Source organism: Iodidimonas muriae (genome assembly GCF_014647255.1).
Taxonomy (GTDB): Bacteria; Pseudomonadota; Alphaproteobacteria; order Sphingomonadales; family Rhodothalassiaceae; genus Iodidimonas; species Iodidimonas muriae.
The window spans coordinates 56424-77574 of the sequence record NZ_BMOV01000007.1; the positions used below are offsets into that span (position 1 = coordinate 56424).

Genomic DNA, 21151 nt, shown 5'->3' on the forward strand with positions numbered 1-21151 from the left:
CCGATGACAAAGAGAGCACTCGCCCAGATTTTACACCGTGCGGGCCAATGGTCCGGCGCTGCGGCACGGTGCGAATTGGATTATGCAGCCCGTTTTGTGCGCCGCAAACAACTGGTCACCACAGATGGCCAGTCGTTTCTGGTTGATCTGGCGCACACCAATTCACTTGATCAGGGCGATGCGCTGGAGCTTGAAGATGGCCGTCTTGTCGAGATCATTGCCGCACAGGAGGACTTGTTACAGGTCAGCGGCCCAGATCTGCCGCGCCTTGCATGGCATATCGGCAACCGCCATACGCCCTGCCAGATCAATAGCGACCACCTGCTGATCCAGAATGACCCCGTTATCGGCCATATGCTAACGCATCTCGGCGCAGAGATTACCCCTGTCACCGCCCCCTTCACCCCCGAAGGCGGCGCCTATGGACATGGCCGCACCCATTCCCACAGCCATGGGGCCACCGCCCATGATCTGTGATGCCCTGACATTGGCACAGTGGCTTTCACCCAGCTTTCCTGTTGGCGCATTCGCTTATTCCCATGGTCTGGAAACGGCCATACAGGATAAGCGTATCCGCACGCCCAAAGATCTTGAGGACTGGCTTGTGGATATTTTGTTGCAGGGCAGCGGACGCAATGACTGCATCCTTTTGCGCATGGCCTATGCCTGCGACCATCCGGCGGATCTGGAGCATGTGGATGCCACCGCACGGGCCTTTGCGCCCAGCGCCGAGCGTCTGCGCGAAACGCATTTACAGGGAACGGCCTTTAGCAAAACCGTCCGGGCGGTCTGGCCGGGCGAACAACCCGATCTGTGCTATCCCGTCGCCATTGGCTATGCGGCGCGGCGCATGGGCCTCGACCTGTCCTTGACGGCGGCACTTTATCTGCAAGCCATTATCGGCAATCTGGTTTCCGCCGCCATTCGCCTCGTGCCCCTGGGCCAAACCGATGGTCAGGCGGTTCTGGCCGCCCTGACCCCTTTATGCCGCGATATTGCCGCACAAACCGAAGGCAAAACACAAGACGACATGCACAGCATGGCATTTCTTTCCGACATTGCGGCGATGACCCATGAAACGCTGCCCCATAGGATTTTCCGCTCATGACTACATTGAATGGCCCTTTGCGTTTGGGGATTGGCGGCCCCGTTGGCGCAGGGAAAACCTCCTTGACCGCCGCCATCGCAAAAGCCCTGCACCCTGCCCTGTCACTGGGCGTCATTACCAATGACATCTACACACAGGAAGATGCTGAAGCGCTGATGCGGTTACAGATTTTGCCGCAAAATCGCATTATCGGTGTGGAAACCGGCGGTTGCCCCCATACGGCGATCCGCGAGGATGCCTCGATCAATCTTGCCGCCATTGCTGAAATGCGTGCCCGTCACCCCGATGTGGAGCTGGTGCTGATCGAAAGCGGTGGCGACAATCTATCCGCTACATTCAGCCCGGAATTGGCAGATGTGACCCTCTATGTGATCGATGTGGCGGCAGGCGAAGATATTCCACGCAAGGGCGGGCCGGCCATCACAAAATCCGATCTGTTGGTCATCAATAAAACGGATCTTGCGCCGCATGTGGGGGCATCGCTTGAAATCATGCGCCGCGATTGCCTGAAAATGCGCGGCGAAAAGCCTTTTGTTTTCTGTTCCTTGCGCTCCGGCGACGGCGTTGCAGAGATTTTAGAACAGATCGCCAAGATTGGTGGACTATCTCCGGTCCAAGCAGAATGACGGTGTCTTTTGCACGATAAAACGCCAGAAACGGACCATGCGAATTGGTCAGTCAATGCCCACATATTTATGGGTTTGCAGACATAGCCGCCATTGGGGATGGCGCATGCAATAATCCACCGCTGCGTTTGTATTGGCTTCACGGTGCGGGCTGTCCATGGGCTGCAAAAAGAAATGCGTAAACGCCAGCGCGGCATAGCGTTCCGGCTCGCCCCCTTTTTGCGGATACACCAATTTCAGTTCATCCCCCGATTGCAGCACCAGCTCCGCCCCTACCTTAGGGCTGACGCAAATCCAGTCCAACCCCTCGGGTGCTGCTTGCGTGCCATTGGTTTCCACCGCAATCTCGAACCCGGCCTGGTGCAGCGCGTCGATCAGGAGCGCATCAAGCTGCAACAAAGGCTCGCCACCGGTACAAACCACCAAAGGCCGCACATTGGGCTGTTCTTGATGGGGCCATATTTTGGCAACCGCGTCCGCCAAATCTTGCGCCGTTTTAAATTTGCCGCCTCCCGAACCATCGGTTCCCACAAAATCCGTATCGCAAAACTGACAGATGGCGTTTGTGCGGTCCTTTTCCCGTCCGGTCCACAGATTGCAGCCGGAAAAACGGCAGAACACTGCCGCGCGACCAGAGTTTGCCCCCTCGCCTTGCAGGGTATAGAAAATTTCCTTGACGCTGTAGGTCATATGTCCCTGTAGCGTGTGGGGTCGCTGATCCTCGCGGATTCAAAACCTTCACGGCGCAACAGGCACGCATCGCAACCGCCACAGGCCCGCCCTTGATCATCGGGATCATAGCAGCTTGTGGTTTGTGCATAATCCACATCCAGCCTTGTGCCTGCCAACACAATCTCGGCTTTCGACATATGAAGAAGCGGCGTCCGGATTTCAATGCGCCCCTCACCGGACCGTCCAAGCGATGTGGCCAGATTGGCCATCTCTTGAAAGGCTTTGATATAATCGGGCCGACAATCGGGATAGCCGGAAAAATCCACCGCATTCACACCGATGAATATATGCCGGGCCTTGCGCACCTCGGCAAAAGCGAGGGCATAGGACAGGAAGATCGTATTGCGGGCAGGCACATAGGTAATGGGGATGCCTGTATCCATTTCCTTGGTGGAGCGCCCTTTGGGAACATCGATATCCGCTGTCAGCGCACTGCCGCCAAACAGCGCCAGATCAATATGCGCGACTTTATGTTCCACCACATCAAGGCTTTTCGCCACCCGGTCGGCGGCTTGCAACTCGGCTTTGTGGCGTTGTCCATAATCGAAGGACAACGCATGAAGAGCAAAACCATCGGCGCGCGCCATGGCACCAACGGTTGCAGAATCCAGGCCGCCCGAAAGCAACAGGATCGCAGGGGGGGATACTGTATCGTTTGTCATGGCCGGTCAGTATCCCATGCCGGCAGCGCGATCAAGAGACATCGCCACCGACATGGGAATCCTGCGCCTATGCCCTGCCGTTAAAAACGGCCAACGATGGTGAAGCGCGCGTTGATAGGCTCGCCGGTCGAAATATTGGTGTTGCTATGGGCGTCGGGGAAATAAGTCTCGTCCAGAAGGTTCTCTACATTCACCTGAAGACGGAGATTGTCACTCAGTTCATAATAGAGCGCGGCATCGACGCGGATGAAATCCGGCACTTTCACCGCATTGTCCTCCCGCACGAAATAGCTGTCTTGATAGGTCGCACCAAAACCAATGCCGAATTTGTCCGTGATAGAGACATCGTTCCAGAGCGAGATCATGTTTTCAGGCGTCTGCCGGGTTTTGTTGCCATTATTGCCCCCGCCATCTGCCTGCTGCACCTTGCCATCGAGATAGCTATAGCCCGCCGCGATCGTCCACCGGTCGGTAAGTTTGCCATTGAGCTGAAGTTCAAAGCCCTGTGTCTGTGAGCCTTCGACCACGATAACCTGCCCTGGATCATCGGGATCGACCGAGGTGAAGCTGGAACGGTCAAGGTCGAACAGCGCCGCCGTGATGCTCAGATCGGGCCGGATATCCCACTTCAAGCCCAGTTCCGTGTTCTTGAAAGATTGCGGGCGCGTGCTTTCCGTATCCAGATCAAGCGTCAGGAACTGGTCCCCCGACCGCGGCAAAAAGGTTTCGCTATAACTGGCATAGGCCGAGATATTTTCGGCAGGCTTCAAGATCGCCCCCAAGCGCGGCGTGAATTTCTCGTCCACCCGTGAAAAATCGCCATTTACCCCATCACCGTCATTCTGCTCGATGATATCAAGCACATCGATGTCGAAACGGTCATAGCGAACGCCGCCCACCAATATCAGCCAGTCGGTCACGTCGATCTGGTCTTGCAGATAAACGGACGCGAACTGAACCTGCGATTTCCGATCCCGCACCTGATTGGAAAAAGAGAACTCCGGAATATCAAGCGGGTCTGTGAAAGCGATGGTGATCTGGTCATCGCCATTGGCGGCAAACACATTGTCGTTCCGCGAATTGTCCGTATCCTGATCACCGAATTCCCCACCGAACAGAACCGTATGGCCGAATGGTCCGGTCTTGAATTCGCTGACCAAATTCGTCTGGATTATGAGATTTTGCCGGTCGGTGAAATCCTGATAACCATCCAGTTGAACCTGTAGCGGCAAACCGGAGCCGACCGCTATGGCGCTATTGGCGAACAGATTCTGATAGAGCTTGTCATAATCGGCATATTGCACGGTCAGATTTCCGCGCAGGGAATCGGTGAATGTGTGATCGACCCGCGCCTTCGCAATATGGGCCTGAAGCGTTGTGCGATTCCCGTCCGGCGACCCGAAAAAGGTCTTCTTGAAGCCTTTCAATGGCACATTCGGGCCGTTCTCCACCACCTGAGATGTGACACCGCGATCAACGACCCGATCATCATCCACATATTCATAAGACAGCAAAACATTGGTGTCAGACGATGCCTTGAAGGCGAACGTCGGATTGATGGCAAAGCGCTCACCGCCAAAGAAATCCCGGTGATTGTCCAACTCTTCATAGAAGCCATTCAAGCGCAGGGCTGCGGTTTCACTGACCGCCATATTAACATCGCCGGAAATATTATAAGACCCGAAAGTGTCGAGGCTGGAGGAAAACCCGGCGAACTGATCGTCGAATTCGGGGCTCTTGGTGACGCGGTTAACCACCCCGCCGCCGCCGCCGCGCCCGAAAAGAAGCGCATTGGAGCCACGCAAAATCTCCACACGTTCCAGATTATAAAGCGGACGGAAATACTGGACATCATCACGCAAGCCATCGATGAAAAAGTCCGCCGTTGTTTCAATACCGCGAATAATGATCGCATCCCGATGCCCTTCGCCTTGGCTGATGGACAAGCCCGGCGTATAGCGCAGCACATCGCCCAGATTGGTGAAAGACTGCTTCTCTATCTGATCGGCGGAAATGATCGACAGGCTTTGGGGGATGTCGATGATCGGGGTCGGCGTCTTGACGGAATCGAGCTTGTCCAAAGAGAGATATTTTCCATTGACGACAATCTCTTCGATTTTGGTTTCGGCCTCTTCAGCCAAAGCTGTGCTTGCACAGATGAGCACGGCGAGGCTGGCGCCCCCAAGACGACGATATACAGGCATTAAGGAAGACTCCAACTTGCGAATAATTATTAACTGCAGGCAGGGATATGTCTTCTAAGAGTGAGTGTCAATCTTAAATTTGGCCGGATCAGATAAAAAATCGCGCTTTTATAGGACAATCGAAGCGCTTTGCCGGTTTCCATACATAGGGATGGCTTGCAAATTGCCACGAGGACAGTAGTGTTTTAAAACCTGCGCCACGATGCAGCTGCAAATAGCAATCTGAGGATAAAGTAATGACAATAAGAGCACTCTTGCTCGCCGGGGTCTGTCTGGGAACTTTGACCGCCTGCGATAACAAGCCCGCCAGCGAGAACAGGGAAACCACAGCCGTTGAACACACGACCGCAACGGCAGAGCTAGGCACATGGGGCGTCGATCTGGAAGCCCGCAACACCGAGATCGATCCCGGTGATGATTTCTTCCACTATGCCAATGGCACCTGGCTTGATAATTTCGAAATTCCGGCTGACAAAACCAGCTATGGCGCCTTCACCGTTCTGCGTGACCGTTCTGAAGAGCGTGTCAAAACCATTATCGAGCAGCTGGCATCGGAAACCTTCGAACAAGGCACCATCGAGCAAAAAATTGCCGATTATTATGCCAGCTACATGGATCAGGATACGGTGAATGCCAAAGGCATCACGCCCTTGCAGCCATTGCTGGACGAGATTGCCGCCATCGAAACCAAAGACGATCTGATCAAGATGTTCGGACGCGCTGGCCGTGAAGGCCTTGCCGCCCCCATTGATGGCGGGATCGGCATCGATCGGGTGAACCCGGATCGCTATATGGTCAATATCGGCCAAAGCGGCCTGACCTTGCCTGATCGTGATTATTATCTGGCCGATGACGAGCGCTTCCAGACCATTCGTGCAGCCTATGAAAGCCATGTCGCCGAGATGCTGGCCTTCACAGGAACAGACGATACAGAGGAAAAAGCCAAAAACATCCTGGCGCTGGAAACCGAAATCGCCACCCATCATTGGCCCCGCACTGAATTGCGCAACCGCGACAAGACATACAATGTCTATACGCTGGCCAAGCTGGATGAAGACTATCCCGGCATGGATTGGAAAGCCTTTTTTGAAGCGGGCGGCATCACCGGTCTCAAAGAACTGAATGTCACCACCCCCAGCGCTATCCAGCCGCTGATTGATGTGATCGACAACACCCCCATCGACACATGGAAAGCATGGCTCACCTATAAAGCCGTTACCGGTCATGCCCATTTGTTGTCCAAAGAAATCGACGACGCGGATTTTGCCTTCTTCGGCAAAGTGCTCTCCGGGCAACCCGAACAGCGTCCGCGCTGGAGCCGTGGCGTCAATCTCGTTGGTGGCGGACAAGGTCTGGGCGAAGCCATCGGCCAAGTCTATGTGGAGCGTTATTTCCCCGAAGATTCCAAGACCAAAATGGTCCAATTGGTGGAAAATCTGCGCGAAGCCTATCGTCGCCGTATCGAACAAATCGACTGGATGGGCGAAGACACCAAGAAAGAAGCTTTTGACAAGCTGGCCTCTTTCAATCCCAAAATCGGCTATCCCGACAAATGGCGCGATTTCTCGGATGTCAATATTGTCCCGGGCGAACTGTTCAAAAACGCCAAGGCCGTCTCTGACTTTTTCTACGATGACCAGATTGCCCATCTCAATGAACCCACCGATAAAGATCGTTGGTTCATGACCCCGCAAACGGTCAACGCCTATTATAATTCATCATGGAACGAGATCGTGTTCCCGGCAGCCATTTTGCAACCTCCGTTCTTTGATCCCAATGCGGATCTGGCGGTGAATTATGGCGGCATTGGCGGTGTGATCGGCCATGAAATGGGCCATGGTTTTGATGACCAGGGATCGAAATCCGATGCCAAAGGGGTTCAACGCAATTGGTGGACTGATGAAGATCGCGCCAATTTCGATGCCCGCACCAAATCGCTTGGCAGCCAATATGATTCCTATGAGCCTTTGGAAGGCCAGTTCGTCAATGGCTCTTTGACCATGGGCGAGAATATCGGCGATCTGGGCGGTCTTTCGGTTGCTTATGAAGCGTATAAAATCGCCACCGAAGGCCAGGATATCCCGGTGATCGACGGCTTGACCGGCGACCAGCGCTTCTTCCTTGGCTGGGCACAGGTTTGGCGCGCCAAAGACCGTGATGAATCCATGCTGCGCCGTATTAAATCCGATCCGCATTCTCCTGCGGAATTCCGCGTCAATGGCGTGGTGCGCAATATGGATGTTTGGTACGACGCCTTTGGTGTGACCGAAGACGACGATCTGTATCTTCCACCGGAAGAGCGCGTCGGCATCTGGTAAGCACCAGCGACGTAACGAGACATAGAAAAAGGGGCCGCTTTGGCCCCTTTTTTGCTGCTTGAAAAGCGTTTGTGGCCTTTAGCCGATGGCGGTCCGCACAGCATCCAGCGTGGGGGCGACCACATCAAAGCGCTCTTCACGCTCAAACAGATCCCGCAAGGGAGCGGGAACGGGCGGCGCAAAGCCAAGAGCACGCTCGACCGCTTCAGGGAACTTTGCCGGATGCGCCGTTGAGATGGATATAATCTCAAGTTCCCTTGCGTGTTTGGCATAGTGTGCGGCATGAACCGCCACCGCCGTATGGGGATCAATGATGCGATCGGTCTTGACGTAGGTTTCGGCAATGGTAGACAGGATCGTCTCGTCATCCACCGACATAGCCTCCAAGGTCAAAGGCAAAGCCTCCCGCCATTTTTCAGGCAAGGATAGATGCCCGCTTGTGGCCGCTGTCTCCATTTGTTGCGCTGTTCGCGCAGCATCGCACCCATTTAGCAGATAGAGCAACCGTTCCAGATTGCTGGGAATCTGAATATCCATGGCCGGGCTCAGGGTATGGCGCACATCGCCGCGATCCGTTTCACCCGTCGAGAAAATCCGGCTCAGGGCATCATTGGCATTGGTGGCGACAATCAAATGCTTGATCGGCACCCCCATTTTGGCGGCAATAATCGCTGATAATGCATTCCCGAAATTGCCGCTGGGCACAGAAACCGCAAAGGGGCGGCCCATTCTGGCCCCCATATGCACATAATAGGCGGTTTGGAACAGCAAGCGCCCCCAATTGATGGAGTTCACCGACAAGACCGATTGATCCTTGTGTGCCGATCGCTCTGCCAAAAGCGCCTTGGCGATCCGCTGGCAATCATCAAAACTGCCTTTCAAGGCGATATTTTGCACCCCCTCATCGTCGATTGTGGTCATCTGCCTGCGTTGCACAGGAGACACCCGACCATCAGGATGCAAGATCACAATTCTTGTGTTGGGCTTGCCACTAAAAGCGGCAATGGCAGCGGAACCGGTATCGCCCGATGTTGCCCCCAGAATGAACAATTTTTTCCCGCTATGGGCCGATAGCTCTGCCAAAAGCTGCGATAAGGGCTGCAGGCCATAATCTTTAAAAGAAAGCGTTGGCCCGTGATACAGCTCTAAAAGCCACTGCTTTGGCCCCAATTGATTAAGGGGGGCAATGGCCGGATGGCGAAACCCCGCCAATGCCTTTTCGGCAATGCGGCCCCAACTGTCGGCGCTCACCTCATCATCGGCGAAAAGTGCCCCCACATGCTGCAGCGTGTCGCCATAACTGCCTGAAGCGAGCGCCGCCAAATCAGCAGAAGAAAGCCGCGGCCATTCTGTTGGCAGATAAAGCCCGCCATCAGGGGCAAGCCCGCTGGCCACCACCTGTGAAAAGCCACAATCCAGATCGGCACGGGTGCTGGTATAGCGCATCAGAAAATCCCTTTTCCAGCGGTTGTCATCTCAAAAAACAGGTCCATGCGGGAGGCGAATTCCTCCGGGTCTTTTTCAAGAACGATGGCCCCCTCCTGCGGATAAAGGCGGTCATAAAGTCGGGTCAGGGTAAAGCGCACAGACGCGCCTAGACACAAAAGCGGTAAAGACGCCCGCTCATCAGCGGACAGCGGATGTACGGCGCTATATCCGGCAATCATTGCCTCTGCGCGCTTGGGGATGAAGCGGTTTTGCCGATCAAAGCACCAAGACGTCAGGCACACCGCCAGATCATAGGCACGCAGTTCATCGCATGAAAAATAGAAATCGATAAGCCCGCTCAGCTTTCCTTCATGAAAGAACACATTGTCCGGGAACAGATCAGTATGGCACGAGCCTTTGGGCAGATGATAAGGCCAAAATTCGGTCAACCAATCAAGGGCGCGCAAAATATCCGCCAAGCGCTCGCGGGCGGCCTGATCCGCCGCCTGTTCGCAATTTTCCGCCAAGCTGCCCCAACTGGACAAGCCATAGGGATTGGGTCTAAAGCCACCATAGCCTTGTGCCCCCTTGTGCAATTCGGCCAGCCCTTTTCCCGCTTCCTTGCAGGCCTCTACACCGGGGTCTGTCAAAGAACGCCCTTTCAAAAAGCTTACAATCAGGGCCGGCCGGTCGCACAAAAGTTTCAAATATGTGCCTGTACGATCCGCGATAGGGCTGGGCACGGCAACACCCCGCGCATCAAGCTGCCGCATCAGGCCCACCACATAAGGCAAGGCATCGGCAGGGGTACGCCGCTCGAACAATGTCAAAACAAACAGCCCCTGCGTGGTTTCCAATTTGTAATTGGTGTTTTCCACGCCTTCAGCAATGGGCGACAGGCACACAGCCTCGCCCAGATCATAATCTGCGAGAAACTGCGAGAGGTCCTGATCTGAGACTTTGGTGAAGACAGCCATGAATGCTCGAATACAATGAGAATATGGGCAGCATAATGGACATAAAATTAGGCAATGACGCAAGGGGGCAGATGGAATATTGCGAAAAATGAGGGAGAAAAATGACAACTTGCTACAATCTGATAAAGATTGTCATGAACTGAAACGAGAAAGGTCATACTGCCAATCTTTTTTTAACTCTGCTCTGTCACAAAGATGTAGAGGAAATGCTTCGGGGACCCCTTATGACTGCGGACGGCCTGGATCAAGCAAATGAATTCGCACAAAGTGCACTTCAGCTTATGGAGCGTTTCCACATTCCGCCAACGCCCCAAAATTATCAGATCTGGTATAACTATGCTGCCGGTCGCGACCCGGAATTGAATTCCGCCATCAATATCCTCATCAGCAACAAGCGGGACTTTACCGAAACCCGTTGCGCTGAAATTGCCGAACAATTCTTTGGTATCGGCCGGGGCAGCAAAGAAGTCCATGAAGCAACGGAACGCTTGCACGAACTGGCCACCACCATCATCAAGCATGTGAGCACTGCGAAAAAAGGCAGCGCGCATTTTGGCAAGCAGGTGGCCACGATTTCATCGGATGCAAAGAATGTATCAACCACCGAAGAGATCGAGCGTCTGGCATTGGGGCTGATAAAAGAAGCCCGTGTCATCACCGAAATGAGCGCCACGATCGAAAAAAACCTCAACACCACCGGGGGAGAAATCACGGCTCTGCGGCGCTCTTTGACCAGAATGCGGAAAGAGGCCACCACCGATCCCCTCACCGGCCTTGCCAATCGGCGTGAATTCAACAATTTCCTGCAAACATCGGCGGTGATTTCCGGCGAAACCGGCGCACCCATGTCGCTGATTATGTTTGATATCGACCATTTCAAACACTTCAACGACCAATATGGCCATCGCATCGGTGATGAGGCTCTAAAAATCGTCGCGTCCAAGCTCAAGCTGGTTCTAAAAGGCAAGGACCTCCCCGTGCGCTATGGCGGTGAGGAATTCATCGCGGTTCTGCCTGAAACCCCTTTGGAAGATGCGCAAACCGTGGCGGAGCATATCCGCACAGCCCTGTCGGGAAGCAACCTTAAAAACCGGGTCACGGGCGAACATTACGGAAAAATCACCGCGTCCTTTGGTATCGCGGCTTTTTCCCCCGGAGAATCTCTGGAAGATTTTGTGCAACGGGCCGATGAAGCCCTGTACCGCGCCAAGCGGGATGGCCGCAATCGGGTCGAAATCGCCACGGATTCCGATCTGCAGCACCACAACACCGATAGCATCAGCGCCTGAAACGGATTGTCCAAAGCCGTTTGGCCTCTCCGCCTAGAACCGGCGCGCCCCAAAAAAGCAAAGCCGGGCGCAAACCCGGCTCTGCATGATGTTCAAGACCCGATTTTAGAAATTGAATTCGAAACGGGCATAATAAAATCCGCCATTCAGGCCATAAGCAAGCCCACGCAGCGGGAATTTGATATTGCCAAATTCACCGCTTGGATCGCCGACAATAAACCGCAAGGGAGAATTGTCCGCCAGCTTGTTGGGTTTTTGATCCAAAAGATTATTGGCACCCAAAGCAAATTGCGCCCAATCTGTCAGCTTGTAGCGCAGTTCCAGATCAACCAGCACGGCAGATCCGGGCCGCAAGCGCTCTTCATCGGCAAGTCCCAGCGCATCAATGGCTGGAGGCGGGAAGCCCAAGCCTGCTGCCGTAAAGAAGCTGGTTTCCGTGCTGCCGAAATAGTTGAACCGCAAGACGCCGCCCCAGCGATCCTTTTCATAGTTGAAATTGGCGTTGGCACGCACACGGGGCTGTCCGCGTTCGATGAACACTTCGGAAGGATCAGGCAACAAGAAGGCCGGGTCCACACCGGTTGGGGCCGTTACCTTTTCCACGGTCGTTTTATTATAGTTAAAGGCAAAGGTCGAAGCGAGAGATCCACCGGCAATTTGCGCCGTATGGTTCAGCACCACATCAATGCCCTTGGTTTCCGTATCGATGGCATTGGAGAAGAAATTGGCCTGTCCGATACCACGATCAAGCAGGAATTGCTGGGCATCAGGCACCGCATCCAGATCGGCCGGACGCAAAGGATTTCCCAAAACGATCCGGTCATCGATCTGGATCAGGAAGGCATCCACGGTCACTGTCAGATCATCCATGGGCTCCCACACGAACCCGGCGCTATAGCTGTCTGATTCTTCAAGCTCCAGATTATCAATCCCGAAAAATCCCGGGAAATCCGTTCCCACAGCAGCCAGCAATGTTTCCGTAAGACCGGCCGCGCTGGCATTGGTGGCCACCTGCGTAAAGCCAATTTGTTGCAAGGAGGGTGCCCTGAAGCCGGTGGCAATGGCGCCGCGCACGGCGAAATCTTCAGAGATTTCAACGCGAGAACTGACCTTCCATGTCAGCTTGTCGCCCACTTCCCCATAATCCTCGAACCGCGCGGCAGCCCCCAATGTCCAGATGTCACCGAAGGTCGTTTCAAGATCGGCGTAGATGGCATAATTGTCCCGCCCCGAAGTTCCTGCCGTTTCGGGCCGGAAACCGGGAAAGGCCTGGAAGCCGCAGGTTGCTGCCGTATTGGGATCAACGATCGACGGAATGAAGCGGTTTTCCGGGCTAAGTCCGCACGAAAAGCTGTCCAGCTCCCCTTCTGTGATGCGGAAGGTTTCATCACGATACTCCGCACCAACCGCCACATAAAGCGTATCGGGCAGCAAATCGTTGATTTCACCGGCAATATCCGCATTGAAGGTGGCTTGCTCAAACTCCAACCCGCCGGAAAAGCCCGAAGTGGGGCCGACATTGGCAATGATTTCCGCATCGGTAGCGCCGGGATTGTTGTTAAAAAAGTCTGCGGCGATAGACACATTGGGGGCATCGCGCACCCGCAAATCATAGCTGTTCTTGCCATAAACGGCCGACACATCCCACGACCATCCACCGGCCAGTTCACCCCTGAAGCCGCCAGCAGCCGAGAGATCTTCGGATTCATTCAAATCACGCGGCAAAAATCCTTCAGGGAAGGCTTGCGGAATGGCGCGGGCCGGATTGTTGGTAAAGCGATAGAAGCCTGCGCCCAGGGCTTCATTATAAGAATAGCCGCCAAAGCTATAAATCTCGACACTATCCGAGATGGGGGCCGCCATATTATACCACAGCATATAGCCTTCGCTATCCGATTCCCCCATCTGGAAACGGCGATCCCCGAAGAACGGGCTGATATCGGCACGGTTGGTGGGCTCCCCATTGCGGTATTCCGCCGTGAAGTTGATGAAACCGCTATCGCCCAGAGAAAAGCCGCCATTGCCCTGGAATTGATAGCTTTCCCCGTCACCTGCATAGGTTTGGCCCACCTGCGCCGACAGGTAAAATTCTTCAACACTGTCTTGCAGTTCCACATTGATCACACCGGCAATGGCATCAGAACCATATTGCGCCGCCGCGCCATCACGCAGAATTTCGACACGCTTGATGCCGGCAGTGGGAATGGCATTAAAGTCGGTGCCGGTTGCCCCTTCCCCCACGGTGCCCGACAGACCCAGAAGCGACCGCTGATGACGCCGCTTGCCATTCACCAGAACCAGTACCTGATCGGGGCCAAGCCCGCGCAAGGTGGCGGGACGGAACAGATCGCTGCCATCGGAAATCTGTGTCCGCGAGAAATTAAACGAGGGGGCAAGAGCTTGCAGCATCGGCCCGAATTCGGTGAAGCCGTTTTGTCGGATGCTTTCCACATTGATCACATCCACAGGAACCGCCGTATCGGTCGCCGAGCGCCCTTTCACACGGGTTCCCAGTGTTACGATTTCCTCGATATGTTCGGAAACGGCCTCTGTACTATCATCGGTTTGGGCCACCGCATTGCTCGCCATCAGGGCGATAAACGGGGCCAAAGCCACCGTAGATAGCAACTTACTTTGTTGCATATTTTTCACTTTTCGCTCCTCCGATTATTTTCTTTTCCTGCCGCGTCAGATTTTTTGATGTTTCCCCGCACGGCAATACGCAACAACCGTAATACTTTCAGTGAAATAACGCGATTATAAACGCACATTTTTGGAAAAAATCGCATAAGTGTTGCGCAATGCGCACTTTGCTTTTCATCTGCCTCACAAGAGGCTACATGCGGGTAGGAACAAGACCATTCCTGCTTAAAGGATGACCGCATGACCGACGCCGTTCACTCAACACATTCTGCACCCCGCACATTGCATGATGCGCGTCTTGCCCTGCGTGTGGCTGGCTATGCCAACGAAGTGGAAGAAAACCGCGCTCTTTTGGCCGCCACACCGCTAACCCATGACGAACGGGAACGGGTGTTTGAACGGGCAAAAGCAATGGTCGAGCGCTCCCGCGATCTCAGCTCCGAACAAGGCACCCTTGATGCCTTCATGCAGGAATTTGGCCTGTCCAATCAGGAAGGTGTGGCCTTGATGTGTTTGGCGGAAGCGTTGTTGCGCATCCCCGATCCGGATACACAAGATGCCCTGATCGCGGAAAAAATCCGCACGGGCGATTGGTCCAGCCATTTGGGAAAGTCCAATAGTCCGTTTGTGAATGCCAGTGTTTGGGCTTTGATGCTGACCGGACGGGTGATCAAGGTGGACCCTGCCATCCGCAAAGATCCCGGCGATTTTATCGATAAGCTCGTGAAGCGCGCCGGGGAACCGGTTATCCGGCAAGCCGTGAATCAGGCCATGCGAATCATGGGACGGCAATTCGTGTTCGGGCGCTCCATCAAGGAAGCGCTGAAACGCATGGCCAAAATGCCAGAACAAAAGCAGTTGATGAGCTTCGACATGCTGGGCGAAGGCGCTCGCACATCGGAAACGGCGGATCGCTATTTCCAGCTTTATAAAGATGCCATCACCGCTGTGGGCAAGCAGGAAAGCACCAAGCTTGGCGGCCCCAATACGCGATCATCCGTGTCCATCAAGATTTCGGCGCTGCATCCGCGCTATGAGCAAACCAATGCCAAGGCCGTGATCGACGATATTCTGCCGCGCCTCCATGATCTGGCGCTTTTGGCGAAAGAATTCGACATCCAGCTTACCATTGATGCAGAGGAAGCCGACAGGCTCGATCTGTCTCTTGATCTGTTCGAAGCTCTGGCCCGCTCGCCGGAGCTGTTGGGCTGGTCGGGTCTTGGCCTTGCCCTTCAGGCTTATCAAAAACGCGCCCGCTATGTGGTGGACTGGCTGGAAATTCTGGCCCACGAAACCCACCGCCGGATTCCGGTCCGGTTGGTGAAAGGGGCTTATTGGGACACGGAAATCAAGCATGCCCAAGAACTGGGAATGCCCGATTACGCCGTGTGGACCCGCAAAATGGCCACCGATATGTCTTATCTGCTGTGCGCGCGGAAACTGATCAAGGGGGGCGATGCCTTTTACCCCATGTTCGCCACCCATAACGCCCATACCATCGCCGCCATCGAAGAAATGGGACAGGATGCAGATTATGAATTCCAGCGCCTGCATGGCATGGGCGACCTTTTATATCGCGCTGTGCGACAGGTAATCGGCCGTCCAGTCAAAACCCGCACCTATGCCCCCGTTGGCGCCCATCGGGATCTGCTGCCATATCTGGTGCGACGCTTGCTGGAAAACGGTGCCAATTCCAGCTTCGTCAATCGCTTTATGGATAATAAAGTACCGGTAGAGGATGTGGCCCGCGACCCCATTCTGGGCATGGAAGAAGACACCCATGGGCGGCATCCGGACATTCCGCTTCCCCATGATCTTTATGGAACGGCACGCGCCAATTCCAAGGGGATCAATCTGAATGACCGGCCACAACTGGACGCACTGACCCAAGCCCTTGCGCAACAACAAGGCAAAACATGGGATCTCGCCTGCCTTGTCTGTGGCGCCCGCACTGGCGGCGACCCTATGGCTGTAAAATCACCGGCAGACCGCACTGAAACGGTGGGCACCATCCGCCCGGCCCTTGTGACAGACCGGGAAGCAGCCCTTAAGGCCGCTTTAAAAGCGCAGCAGAGCTGGAACCGCCTTGGCGGCAAGGCCCGCGCCGATATCTTGCGCAAAATGGGGGACGCGCTGGAAAACGAAATGGAGGTGCTGATCGGGCTGATGGTGCGAGAAGCGGGAAAAACCTTGTCCGATGGCATCGCCGAAGTCCGCGAAGCCGTGGATTTCTGCCGTTATTACGCCATGCAGGCAGAAGCACAATTTGCCGATCCCACGCAGCTTCCCGGCCCCACCGGCGAACGCAATGAGCTGATGCTGGAAGGCCGCGGGGTCTTTCTTTCCATCTCGCCATGGAATTTCCCTCTGGCGATCTTTACCGGACAATTGGCCGCCGCCCTTGCCGCTGGCAATGCGGTGATCGCCAAACCCGCAGAGCAAACCTCTCTTATCGCCGCTTATGCCACCGAGCTGTTCCATCAGGCCGGTGTTCCCGGCGATGTGCTGCATTTGCTGGTCGGCACCGGACCAGAGGTGGCTGCCCCATTGGTAGAAGATGAACGCATCGCCGGCGTGGTGTTCACCGGCTCGACAGAAACCGCCAAGATAATCAATCGCAGCCTGGCCGCCCGCGACGGAGCCATTGTGCCGCTGATTGCCGAAACCGGCGGGCAAAATGCCATGATCGTCGATACCACCGCCCTTACCGAACAGGTCACCGATGCTGTGATGGATAGCGCCTTCGGCTCTGCCGGGCAGCGCTGTTCGGCCTTACGTATCCTGTGTATCCAGGATGATGTCGCCGATGATGTGATCCATATGGTGAAGGGGGCACTGTCCCAACGCGCCGTGAGCCATCCCGGCGATCCTGTTACCGATATTGGCCCCATCATTGATGAGCAGGCCCGCGCGGGATTGGAAAAACATATAGCACGCATGGACAAGGAAGCCCGGTTCATCGCCCGCGCCGATCTGCCGTCCGATCTTCAAAACGGCACCTATTTCGCGCCATGTATTTATGAAATTAACAGCATAAGCCAGCTTGACCGCGAGATCTTCGGGCCGGTTCTGCATATCCTGCGTTATAAGGCCGAAGCGTTGGACAGCTTGATGGATCAATTGGCCGCCACCGGATACGGCCTGACCTGCGGTATTCATTCCCGCCTTGAAGGCCGCTGGAACAGCTTGTTTGAAAAGTCCATGGCCGGAAATGTGTATGTGAACCGCAATATGGTGGGCGCCGTGGTGGGTGTGCAGCCTTTCGGTGGACGCGGCCTATCCGGCACCGGCTTCAAGGCTGGTGGCCCGCACTATCTGTTACGTTTTGCCATTGAACGGGTGCGCACCGTGAACACGGCCGCCATTGGCGGCAATACAGATCTGTTCCGGTTGATCAGCTAGGCCGATACTCGGGCAATCAAGCCGGGTCGGGGATATGCCCCGGCCCTTTAGCTGCCTTCGCCTTGTTCCACATTCGGTGCCACATCCACCAAATGTGACGAGGCGCGGCTCCAGCTTTGATCGCCGCAGAAAATAAGCCAGCAGCCCTTCACACGCAATTGGTCGGAACTTATCAATTCCAGTTTGGCGCGATATTCCTTACCGGAGCGCGGATCGCGGATACGCCCGCCATCAAGGCGCGCGCCATCAAATGCAAAATCGCGGAGAATGGTTTCCCCCAAGCGCTTACCGCTATCGGTCCAGACAAGGCTGCCGCACAGGCGCGTTTCATCCACACAAGGGTGGATCAGCACATGGGATTTGCCGCCCTTGGTTTTCCAGACCCCCATGATCTTCGTAGGATCAGGCACTAAATCGGACTGCAAATCCATCCCCTGGATAGGTCCGGCCAACGAAGGCCCCACCAAGACCGGCCCGGCCAATACCGGAGAAGCGATCAAAGGAGCCACCAAACCAAGCAGGCCCACCATCGCAGCAATTTTTTGCGCCATTATCTTCATCGAAAGAGAGCCTTGTTTTACGCACACATATCTCACAGGGGTGCGACGCACCCAACGGCACGACACACATAATTTCTCGATAGATATGAATTAAGACCGTAATTTGGCAATAAAGGCCTTGATGCGCCAGCTCACGAATTGTTGATAAAAACGTTGTTTTTCAGCACCATATTCACTTATATCCCGCGGGGAATTGCTAATTTCCGGTTGAGAGATATAGAGAAAATCAATCCAAAGGCCACAAGCATGGTCAGCATGGCCGACCCACCATAAGAAACCATCGGCAAAGGTACCCCCACAACGGGAAGCAGACCCATCACCATGCCCACATTGATAAACACATAAAGAAACAGGCTAAAGGTCAGGCCCGCCGCCAACAACCGCCCGAACTGATTGCGGCAGGTGGCTGCAACATACATCCCATAAGATAAAACCAGCAAATAAAGGCCGATCACAGACAGCCCCCCCACAAGGCCAAATTCTTCCGCTAAAACGGTGAAAATAAAATCGGTTTTCATCTCTGGCAAAAAATTCAGATGGCTTTGCGTTCCCAACAAAAAGCCTTTGCCCGTCATCCCCCCCGATCCCAGCGCAATTTTAGACTGCATGATCTGGTAACCGGCCCCCAAAGGATCGCTTTCCGGATTGAAAAATGTCAGAACCCGCTGCTTTTGATAATCGTGCAAAAATCCCCAAGCCAGCGGGATGGCCCCGGCGGTGGCCGCAGCCCCGCCAATAAACAGCCATTTGGATGCTCCGGCGAGAAAGATCACCGACACACCGCCCGCCGCCAAAAGCAAAGAGGTTCCCAAATCCGGTTGCCGCATGATCAGGATCATCGGAATGGCAACCATCAAGAAGGGGGGGATCAAACGCAATATCTGGCTTGATTGCGTCACATTCAGCCCGTGATAATAGCGGGCAACGGCCATCACCAACGCAATTTTCATCAGCTCCGAAGGCTGCAAGCGCATGAAGCCGATATCAAGCCAGCGCTGCCCCCCCATGCCCACAACACCAATGAACTCAACGGCCAAAAGCAAGATCAGCGCGCCGATATAGGCTGGATAGGCAAGCTGGAACCAGACGCGCAAATCCACCAGCGCAATGACCAGCATCAGGATGAAAATCGCTCCGAACCGAATGGCCTGTTGCCGTGCCCAAGGGTCAAAGCTGCCACCGCCCACCGAATACAGCATGGCAAACCCCACACAAGCGATGGCCACAAGCAACAAAACGAACAGCCAGTTCAATTCCATCAATTTTTGCGGCAGCGTTTTTTTCACACGGCGCGGAGCAAACAGGCTGGTGTCGTTCATGACCCGCCCCCGCCATTATGAATCGGGCCATCACTGGCCGCCATAAGCTGATCCAGCGCCGGGCGGTTGGCCGGGTCCCGTTTCAGGGTTTGTGCCATCACATCCCGCGCCACGGGGGCCGCAGCGCTGGACCCTCCACCGCCATGTTCAATCAAAACGCAAGCGGCATAGCGGGGCTTTTCCAATGGGGCATAAGCCACGAACCAGGCATGATGGCGGGCCTGCCACGGCAATTCATCCTGCTTGGTTTCATTATCGCGTTGTTCCTGGGTGATCCGGCGCACCTGTGCCGTGCCTGTTTTCCCAGCCATTTTTACGCCATCAAGATCCAGACGTGATAAATAAGCCGTGCCGCGATATTCCAATACTTTTTCCATGCCGCGCTTAATGACCGCCAGATGGTCGGCACTGAAATCCAGACGCGGCCAGCCATTTTCCGGAGCCGTGGCCTGTGCCCGCACGCCTTCGCCCACGGTCCGCACCAGCCTTGGCCGCACCATATGGCCTCCATTGGCAAGGCGGGATGTCATCACCGCCAATTGCAAAGGCGTGGCCAGCAAAGCCCCCTGGCCGATCCCCACATTCAGGGTCTCTCCGCCCACCCAGGGCTTGCCTGTCATGGCCATTTTCCAGCCCGGCGTTGGCACCAATCCTTTGGATTCACCCCCTATTTCCAGATCGAAGACTTGTCCCAGCCCAAAGCTTTTGGCCCATTGGGCAATGCGTTCGATCCCCAGTTCATAAGCCACCTGATAGAAATACACATCGCATGACCGGGCCAGAGCATCTTCCATATTCATGGCCCCATGACCGCCGCGCCGCCAGCAATGCCACACATTGTCGCCCAAGCGATGGCGCCCGTTACAATAAATGGTTTTCTCCGGTGTGATGATGCCATGATGAAGCGCCGCCAGTGCCACCACCATTTTGAAAACCGACCCCGGCGGATATTGTCCCGATGTGCATTTATCCACCAGCGGCTTGCGGGGATCATGCAGCAATGCCTGCCAGTTTTCCCGGCTAATCCCCAGATTAAAGCTGTTGGGATCATAGGCCGGCGTGGACACATAGGCATAAATATCGCCCATTTCCACATCCATCACCACAACACCGGCCGCTTCTTCTCCCAATCTTTGATAAATAGCCCGCTGCAAGCCCATATCCAGCGTCAGGGCGATGCGCTCCCCCGATTGCCCTTCGGTGCGGGCCAGTTCACGGATGGTGCGCCCATAGGCATTCACTTCCACCCGGCTGGACCCGGCCCGTCCCCGCAATGTCCGGTCGTAACTGCGCTCGATCCCGCGCTTGCCCAATTTAAAACCGGGCAAGGACAAAAGCGGATCGCCATCCAGTTCATCTTCATTGGCCGTGCCCACATAGCCCACCACCTGGCTTGCCACAGGGCCATCGGGATACCAACGGGTCAGGCCGCTATCGGGCTGGATGCCCGCCAAATCCGCTGCCGATACATTGATCTTTGCAAAATCTTCCCAGGCCAAGCCTTGCGCCACCGTAACCGGCAAGAATTTGCGTTGGCGGGAAATCTGGCGTTCGATCCGCTGATGATCCCGTTCGTTCAATGAAATAATCCGGCCCAACCGGGTCAGTGTGGCGCGAATATCTTCGGCCTGTTCGGGGATCAGGAACACCCGATAATCCTGCTGATTGCTGGCCACCTGTTCGCCAAAGCGGTCCACGATCTCGCCCCGTTGCGGCGCCAGCAAACGGATCGCAATGCGATTGTCTTCCGCCAACATTTCATATTGATCCGCTTCAATCACGCCAAGATAATAAAGCCGTCCGGCCAAGGCCATCGACAGCAATCCCTGCGCACCGGCCAAAAGCGCGGCACGGCGGGAAAAAACCTTAAAGCGCGACATGTC

At 55.1% G+C, this 21151-nt stretch carries 15 protein-coding genes; 6 read left to right on the forward strand and 9 right to left on the reverse strand.

The features are described from left to right. Window positions 1–3: 3 nt before the first annotated feature. The 3 genes from IEX96_RS10290 to ureG are packed head-to-tail and all read left to right on the forward strand — an operon-like array spanning window position 4 to window position 1734. Window positions 4–477: an urease accessory protein UreE gene (locus tag IEX96_RS10290; RefSeq protein WP_150005501.1), complete on the forward strand. Its 474-nt coding sequence runs from the start codon at window positions 4–6 to the stop codon at window positions 475–477. Then, window positions 422–1108 (forward strand): urease accessory protein UreF, encoded by a 687-nt coding sequence (locus IEX96_RS10295; protein WP_229773670.1) that lies wholly within the window; start codon window positions 422–424, stop codon window positions 1106–1108. The genes IEX96_RS10290 and IEX96_RS10295 overlap by 56 nt, the downstream gene beginning before the upstream one ends. After that, on the forward strand, window positions 1105–1734 hold the full coding sequence (gene ureG, locus IEX96_RS10300; protein ID WP_150005500.1) for an urease accessory protein UreG: 630 nt from the start codon (window positions 1105–1107) through the stop codon (window positions 1732–1734). The genes IEX96_RS10295 and ureG overlap by 4 nt, the downstream gene beginning before the upstream one ends. Window positions 1735–1782: 48 nt before the next feature. On the opposite strand, the gene queE is transcribed toward ureG, so the two are convergent. The 3 genes from queE to IEX96_RS10315 form a co-directional block, all read right to left on the reverse strand. Further along, on the reverse strand, window positions 1783–2424 hold the full coding sequence (gene queE, locus IEX96_RS10305; protein WP_150005499.1) for a 7-carboxy-7-deazaguanine synthase: 642 nt from the start codon (window positions 2422–2424) through the stop codon (window positions 1783–1785). Further along, window positions 2421–3128 (reverse strand): 7-cyano-7-deazaguanine synthase QueC, encoded by a 708-nt coding sequence (gene queC, locus IEX96_RS10310; protein WP_150005498.1) that lies wholly within the window; start codon window positions 3126–3128, stop codon window positions 2421–2423. The genes queE and queC overlap by 4 nt, the downstream gene beginning before the upstream one ends. An 80-nt stretch (window positions 3129–3208) precedes the next feature. Then, on the reverse strand, window positions 3209–5332 hold the full coding sequence (locus IEX96_RS10315; protein ID WP_188873882.1) for a TonB-dependent receptor: 2124 nt from the start codon (window positions 5330–5332) through the stop codon (window positions 3209–3211). A 236-nt stretch (window positions 5333–5568) separates the two neighbouring features. Between IEX96_RS10315 and IEX96_RS10320 the strand changes: the two genes are divergently transcribed. Beyond that, window positions 5569–7650 (forward strand): M13 family metallopeptidase, encoded by a 2082-nt coding sequence (locus IEX96_RS10320; RefSeq protein WP_150005497.1) that lies wholly within the window; start codon window positions 5569–5571, stop codon window positions 7648–7650. A 78-nt stretch (window positions 7651–7728) separates the two neighbouring features. Here the strand turns inward: IEX96_RS10320 and thrC are convergent, their stop codons facing one another. Continuing rightward, window positions 7729–9096: a threonine synthase gene (gene thrC, locus IEX96_RS10325; protein WP_188873883.1), complete on the reverse strand. Its 1368-nt coding sequence runs from the start codon at window positions 9094–9096 to the stop codon at window positions 7729–7731. Then, window positions 9096–10055 (reverse strand): homoserine kinase, encoded by a 960-nt coding sequence (locus tag IEX96_RS10330; RefSeq protein WP_188873884.1) that lies wholly within the window; start codon window positions 10053–10055, stop codon window positions 9096–9098. The genes thrC and IEX96_RS10330 overlap by 1 nt, the downstream gene beginning before the upstream one ends. Window positions 10056–10279: 224 nt before the next feature. On the opposite strand from IEX96_RS10330, the gene IEX96_RS10335 reads away from it, so the two are divergent. Then, window positions 10280–11344, forward strand: a complete 1065-nt coding sequence (locus tag IEX96_RS10335; protein WP_188873885.1) for a GGDEF domain-containing protein — start codon at window positions 10280–10282, stop codon at window positions 11342–11344. Window positions 11345–11449: 105 nt separating this feature from the next. On the opposite strand, the gene IEX96_RS10340 is transcribed toward IEX96_RS10335, so the two are convergent. Further along, window positions 11450–13987 (reverse strand): TonB-dependent receptor plug domain-containing protein, encoded by a 2538-nt coding sequence (locus IEX96_RS10340; protein ID WP_150005491.1) that lies wholly within the window; start codon window positions 13985–13987, stop codon window positions 11450–11452. Window positions 13988–14227: 240 nt separating this feature from the next. On the opposite strand from IEX96_RS10340, the gene putA reads away from it, so the two are divergent. After that, window positions 14228–17389 carry a bifunctional proline dehydrogenase/L-glutamate gamma-semialdehyde dehydrogenase PutA gene (putA, locus tag IEX96_RS10345; protein WP_188873886.1) on the forward strand — a complete coding sequence of 1054 codons (3162 nt, stop codon included), beginning with the start codon at window positions 14228–14230 and terminating at the stop codon, window positions 17387–17389. Between the two features lie 47 nt (window positions 17390–17436). Here putA and IEX96_RS10350 read toward each other — a convergent pair whose 3' ends face one another. The 3 genes from IEX96_RS10350 to mrdA form a co-directional block, all read right to left on the reverse strand. Next, entirely contained in the window at window positions 17437–17949 is a 513-nt protein-coding gene (locus IEX96_RS10350; protein WP_188873887.1) for a DUF2147 domain-containing protein, read from the reverse strand. 176 nt (window positions 17950–18125) lie between these two features. Further along, window positions 18126–19268 (reverse strand): rod shape-determining protein RodA, encoded by a 1143-nt coding sequence (gene rodA, locus IEX96_RS10355; protein WP_150005489.1) that lies wholly within the window; start codon window positions 19266–19268, stop codon window positions 18126–18128. Continuing rightward, window positions 19265–21148 carry a penicillin-binding protein 2 gene (gene mrdA, locus IEX96_RS10360; RefSeq protein ID WP_229773671.1) on the reverse strand — a complete coding sequence of 628 codons (1884 nt, stop codon included), beginning with the start codon at window positions 21146–21148 and terminating at the stop codon, window positions 19265–19267. Before mrdA ends, rodA begins: the two co-directional genes overlap by 4 nt. Window positions 21149–21151: the final 3 nt, after the last annotated feature.

What these genes read in the sequence shown, in the direction of transcription:
- IEX96_RS10290 (WP_150005501.1), top strand. Translation starts at nt 4, where the DNA reads ATGACAAAGAGAGCACTCGCCCAGATTTTACACCGTGCGGGCCAATGG.
- IEX96_RS10295 (WP_229773670.1), top strand. Translation starts at nt 422, where the DNA reads ATGGACATGGCCGCACCCATTCCCACAGCCATGGGGCCACCGCCCATG.
- ureG (WP_150005500.1), top strand. Translation starts at nt 1,105, where the DNA reads ATGACTACATTGAATGGCCCTTTGCGTTTGGGGATTGGCGGCCCCGTT.
- queE (WP_150005499.1), bottom strand. Translation starts at nt 2,424, where the DNA reads ATGACCTACAGCGTCAAGGAAATTTTCTATACCCTGCAAGGCGAGGGG.
- queC (WP_150005498.1), bottom strand. Translation starts at nt 3,128, where the DNA reads ATGACAAACGATACAGTATCCCCCCCTGCGATCCTGTTGCTTTCGGGC.
- IEX96_RS10315 (WP_188873882.1), bottom strand. Translation starts at nt 5,332, where the DNA reads ATGCCTGTATATCGTCGTCTTGGGGGCGCCAGCCTCGCCGTGCTCATC.
- IEX96_RS10320 (WP_150005497.1), top strand. Translation starts at nt 5,569, where the DNA reads ATGACAATAAGAGCACTCTTGCTCGCCGGGGTCTGTCTGGGAACTTTG.
- thrC (WP_188873883.1), bottom strand. Translation starts at nt 9,096, where the DNA reads ATGCGCTATACCAGCACCCGTGCCGATCTGGATTGTGGCTTTTCACAG.
- IEX96_RS10330 (WP_188873884.1), bottom strand. Translation starts at nt 10,055, where the DNA reads ATGGCTGTCTTCACCAAAGTCTCAGATCAGGACCTCTCGCAGTTTCTC.
- IEX96_RS10335 (WP_188873885.1), top strand. Translation starts at nt 10,280, where the DNA reads ATGACTGCGGACGGCCTGGATCAAGCAAATGAATTCGCACAAAGTGCA.
- IEX96_RS10340 (WP_150005491.1), bottom strand. Translation starts at nt 13,987, where the DNA reads ATGCAACAAAGTAAGTTGCTATCTACGGTGGCTTTGGCCCCGTTTATC.
- putA (WP_188873886.1), top strand. Translation starts at nt 14,228, where the DNA reads ATGACCGACGCCGTTCACTCAACACATTCTGCACCCCGCACATTGCAT.
- IEX96_RS10350 (WP_188873887.1), bottom strand. Translation starts at nt 17,949, where the DNA reads ATGAAGATAATGGCGCAAAAAATTGCTGCGATGGTGGGCCTGCTTGGT.
- rodA (WP_150005489.1), bottom strand. Translation starts at nt 19,268, where the DNA reads ATGAACGACACCAGCCTGTTTGCTCCGCGCCGTGTGAAAAAAACGCTG.
- mrdA (WP_229773671.1), bottom strand. Translation starts at nt 21,148, where the DNA reads ATGTCGCGCTTTAAGGTTTTTTCCCGCCGTGCCGCGCTTTTGGCCGGT.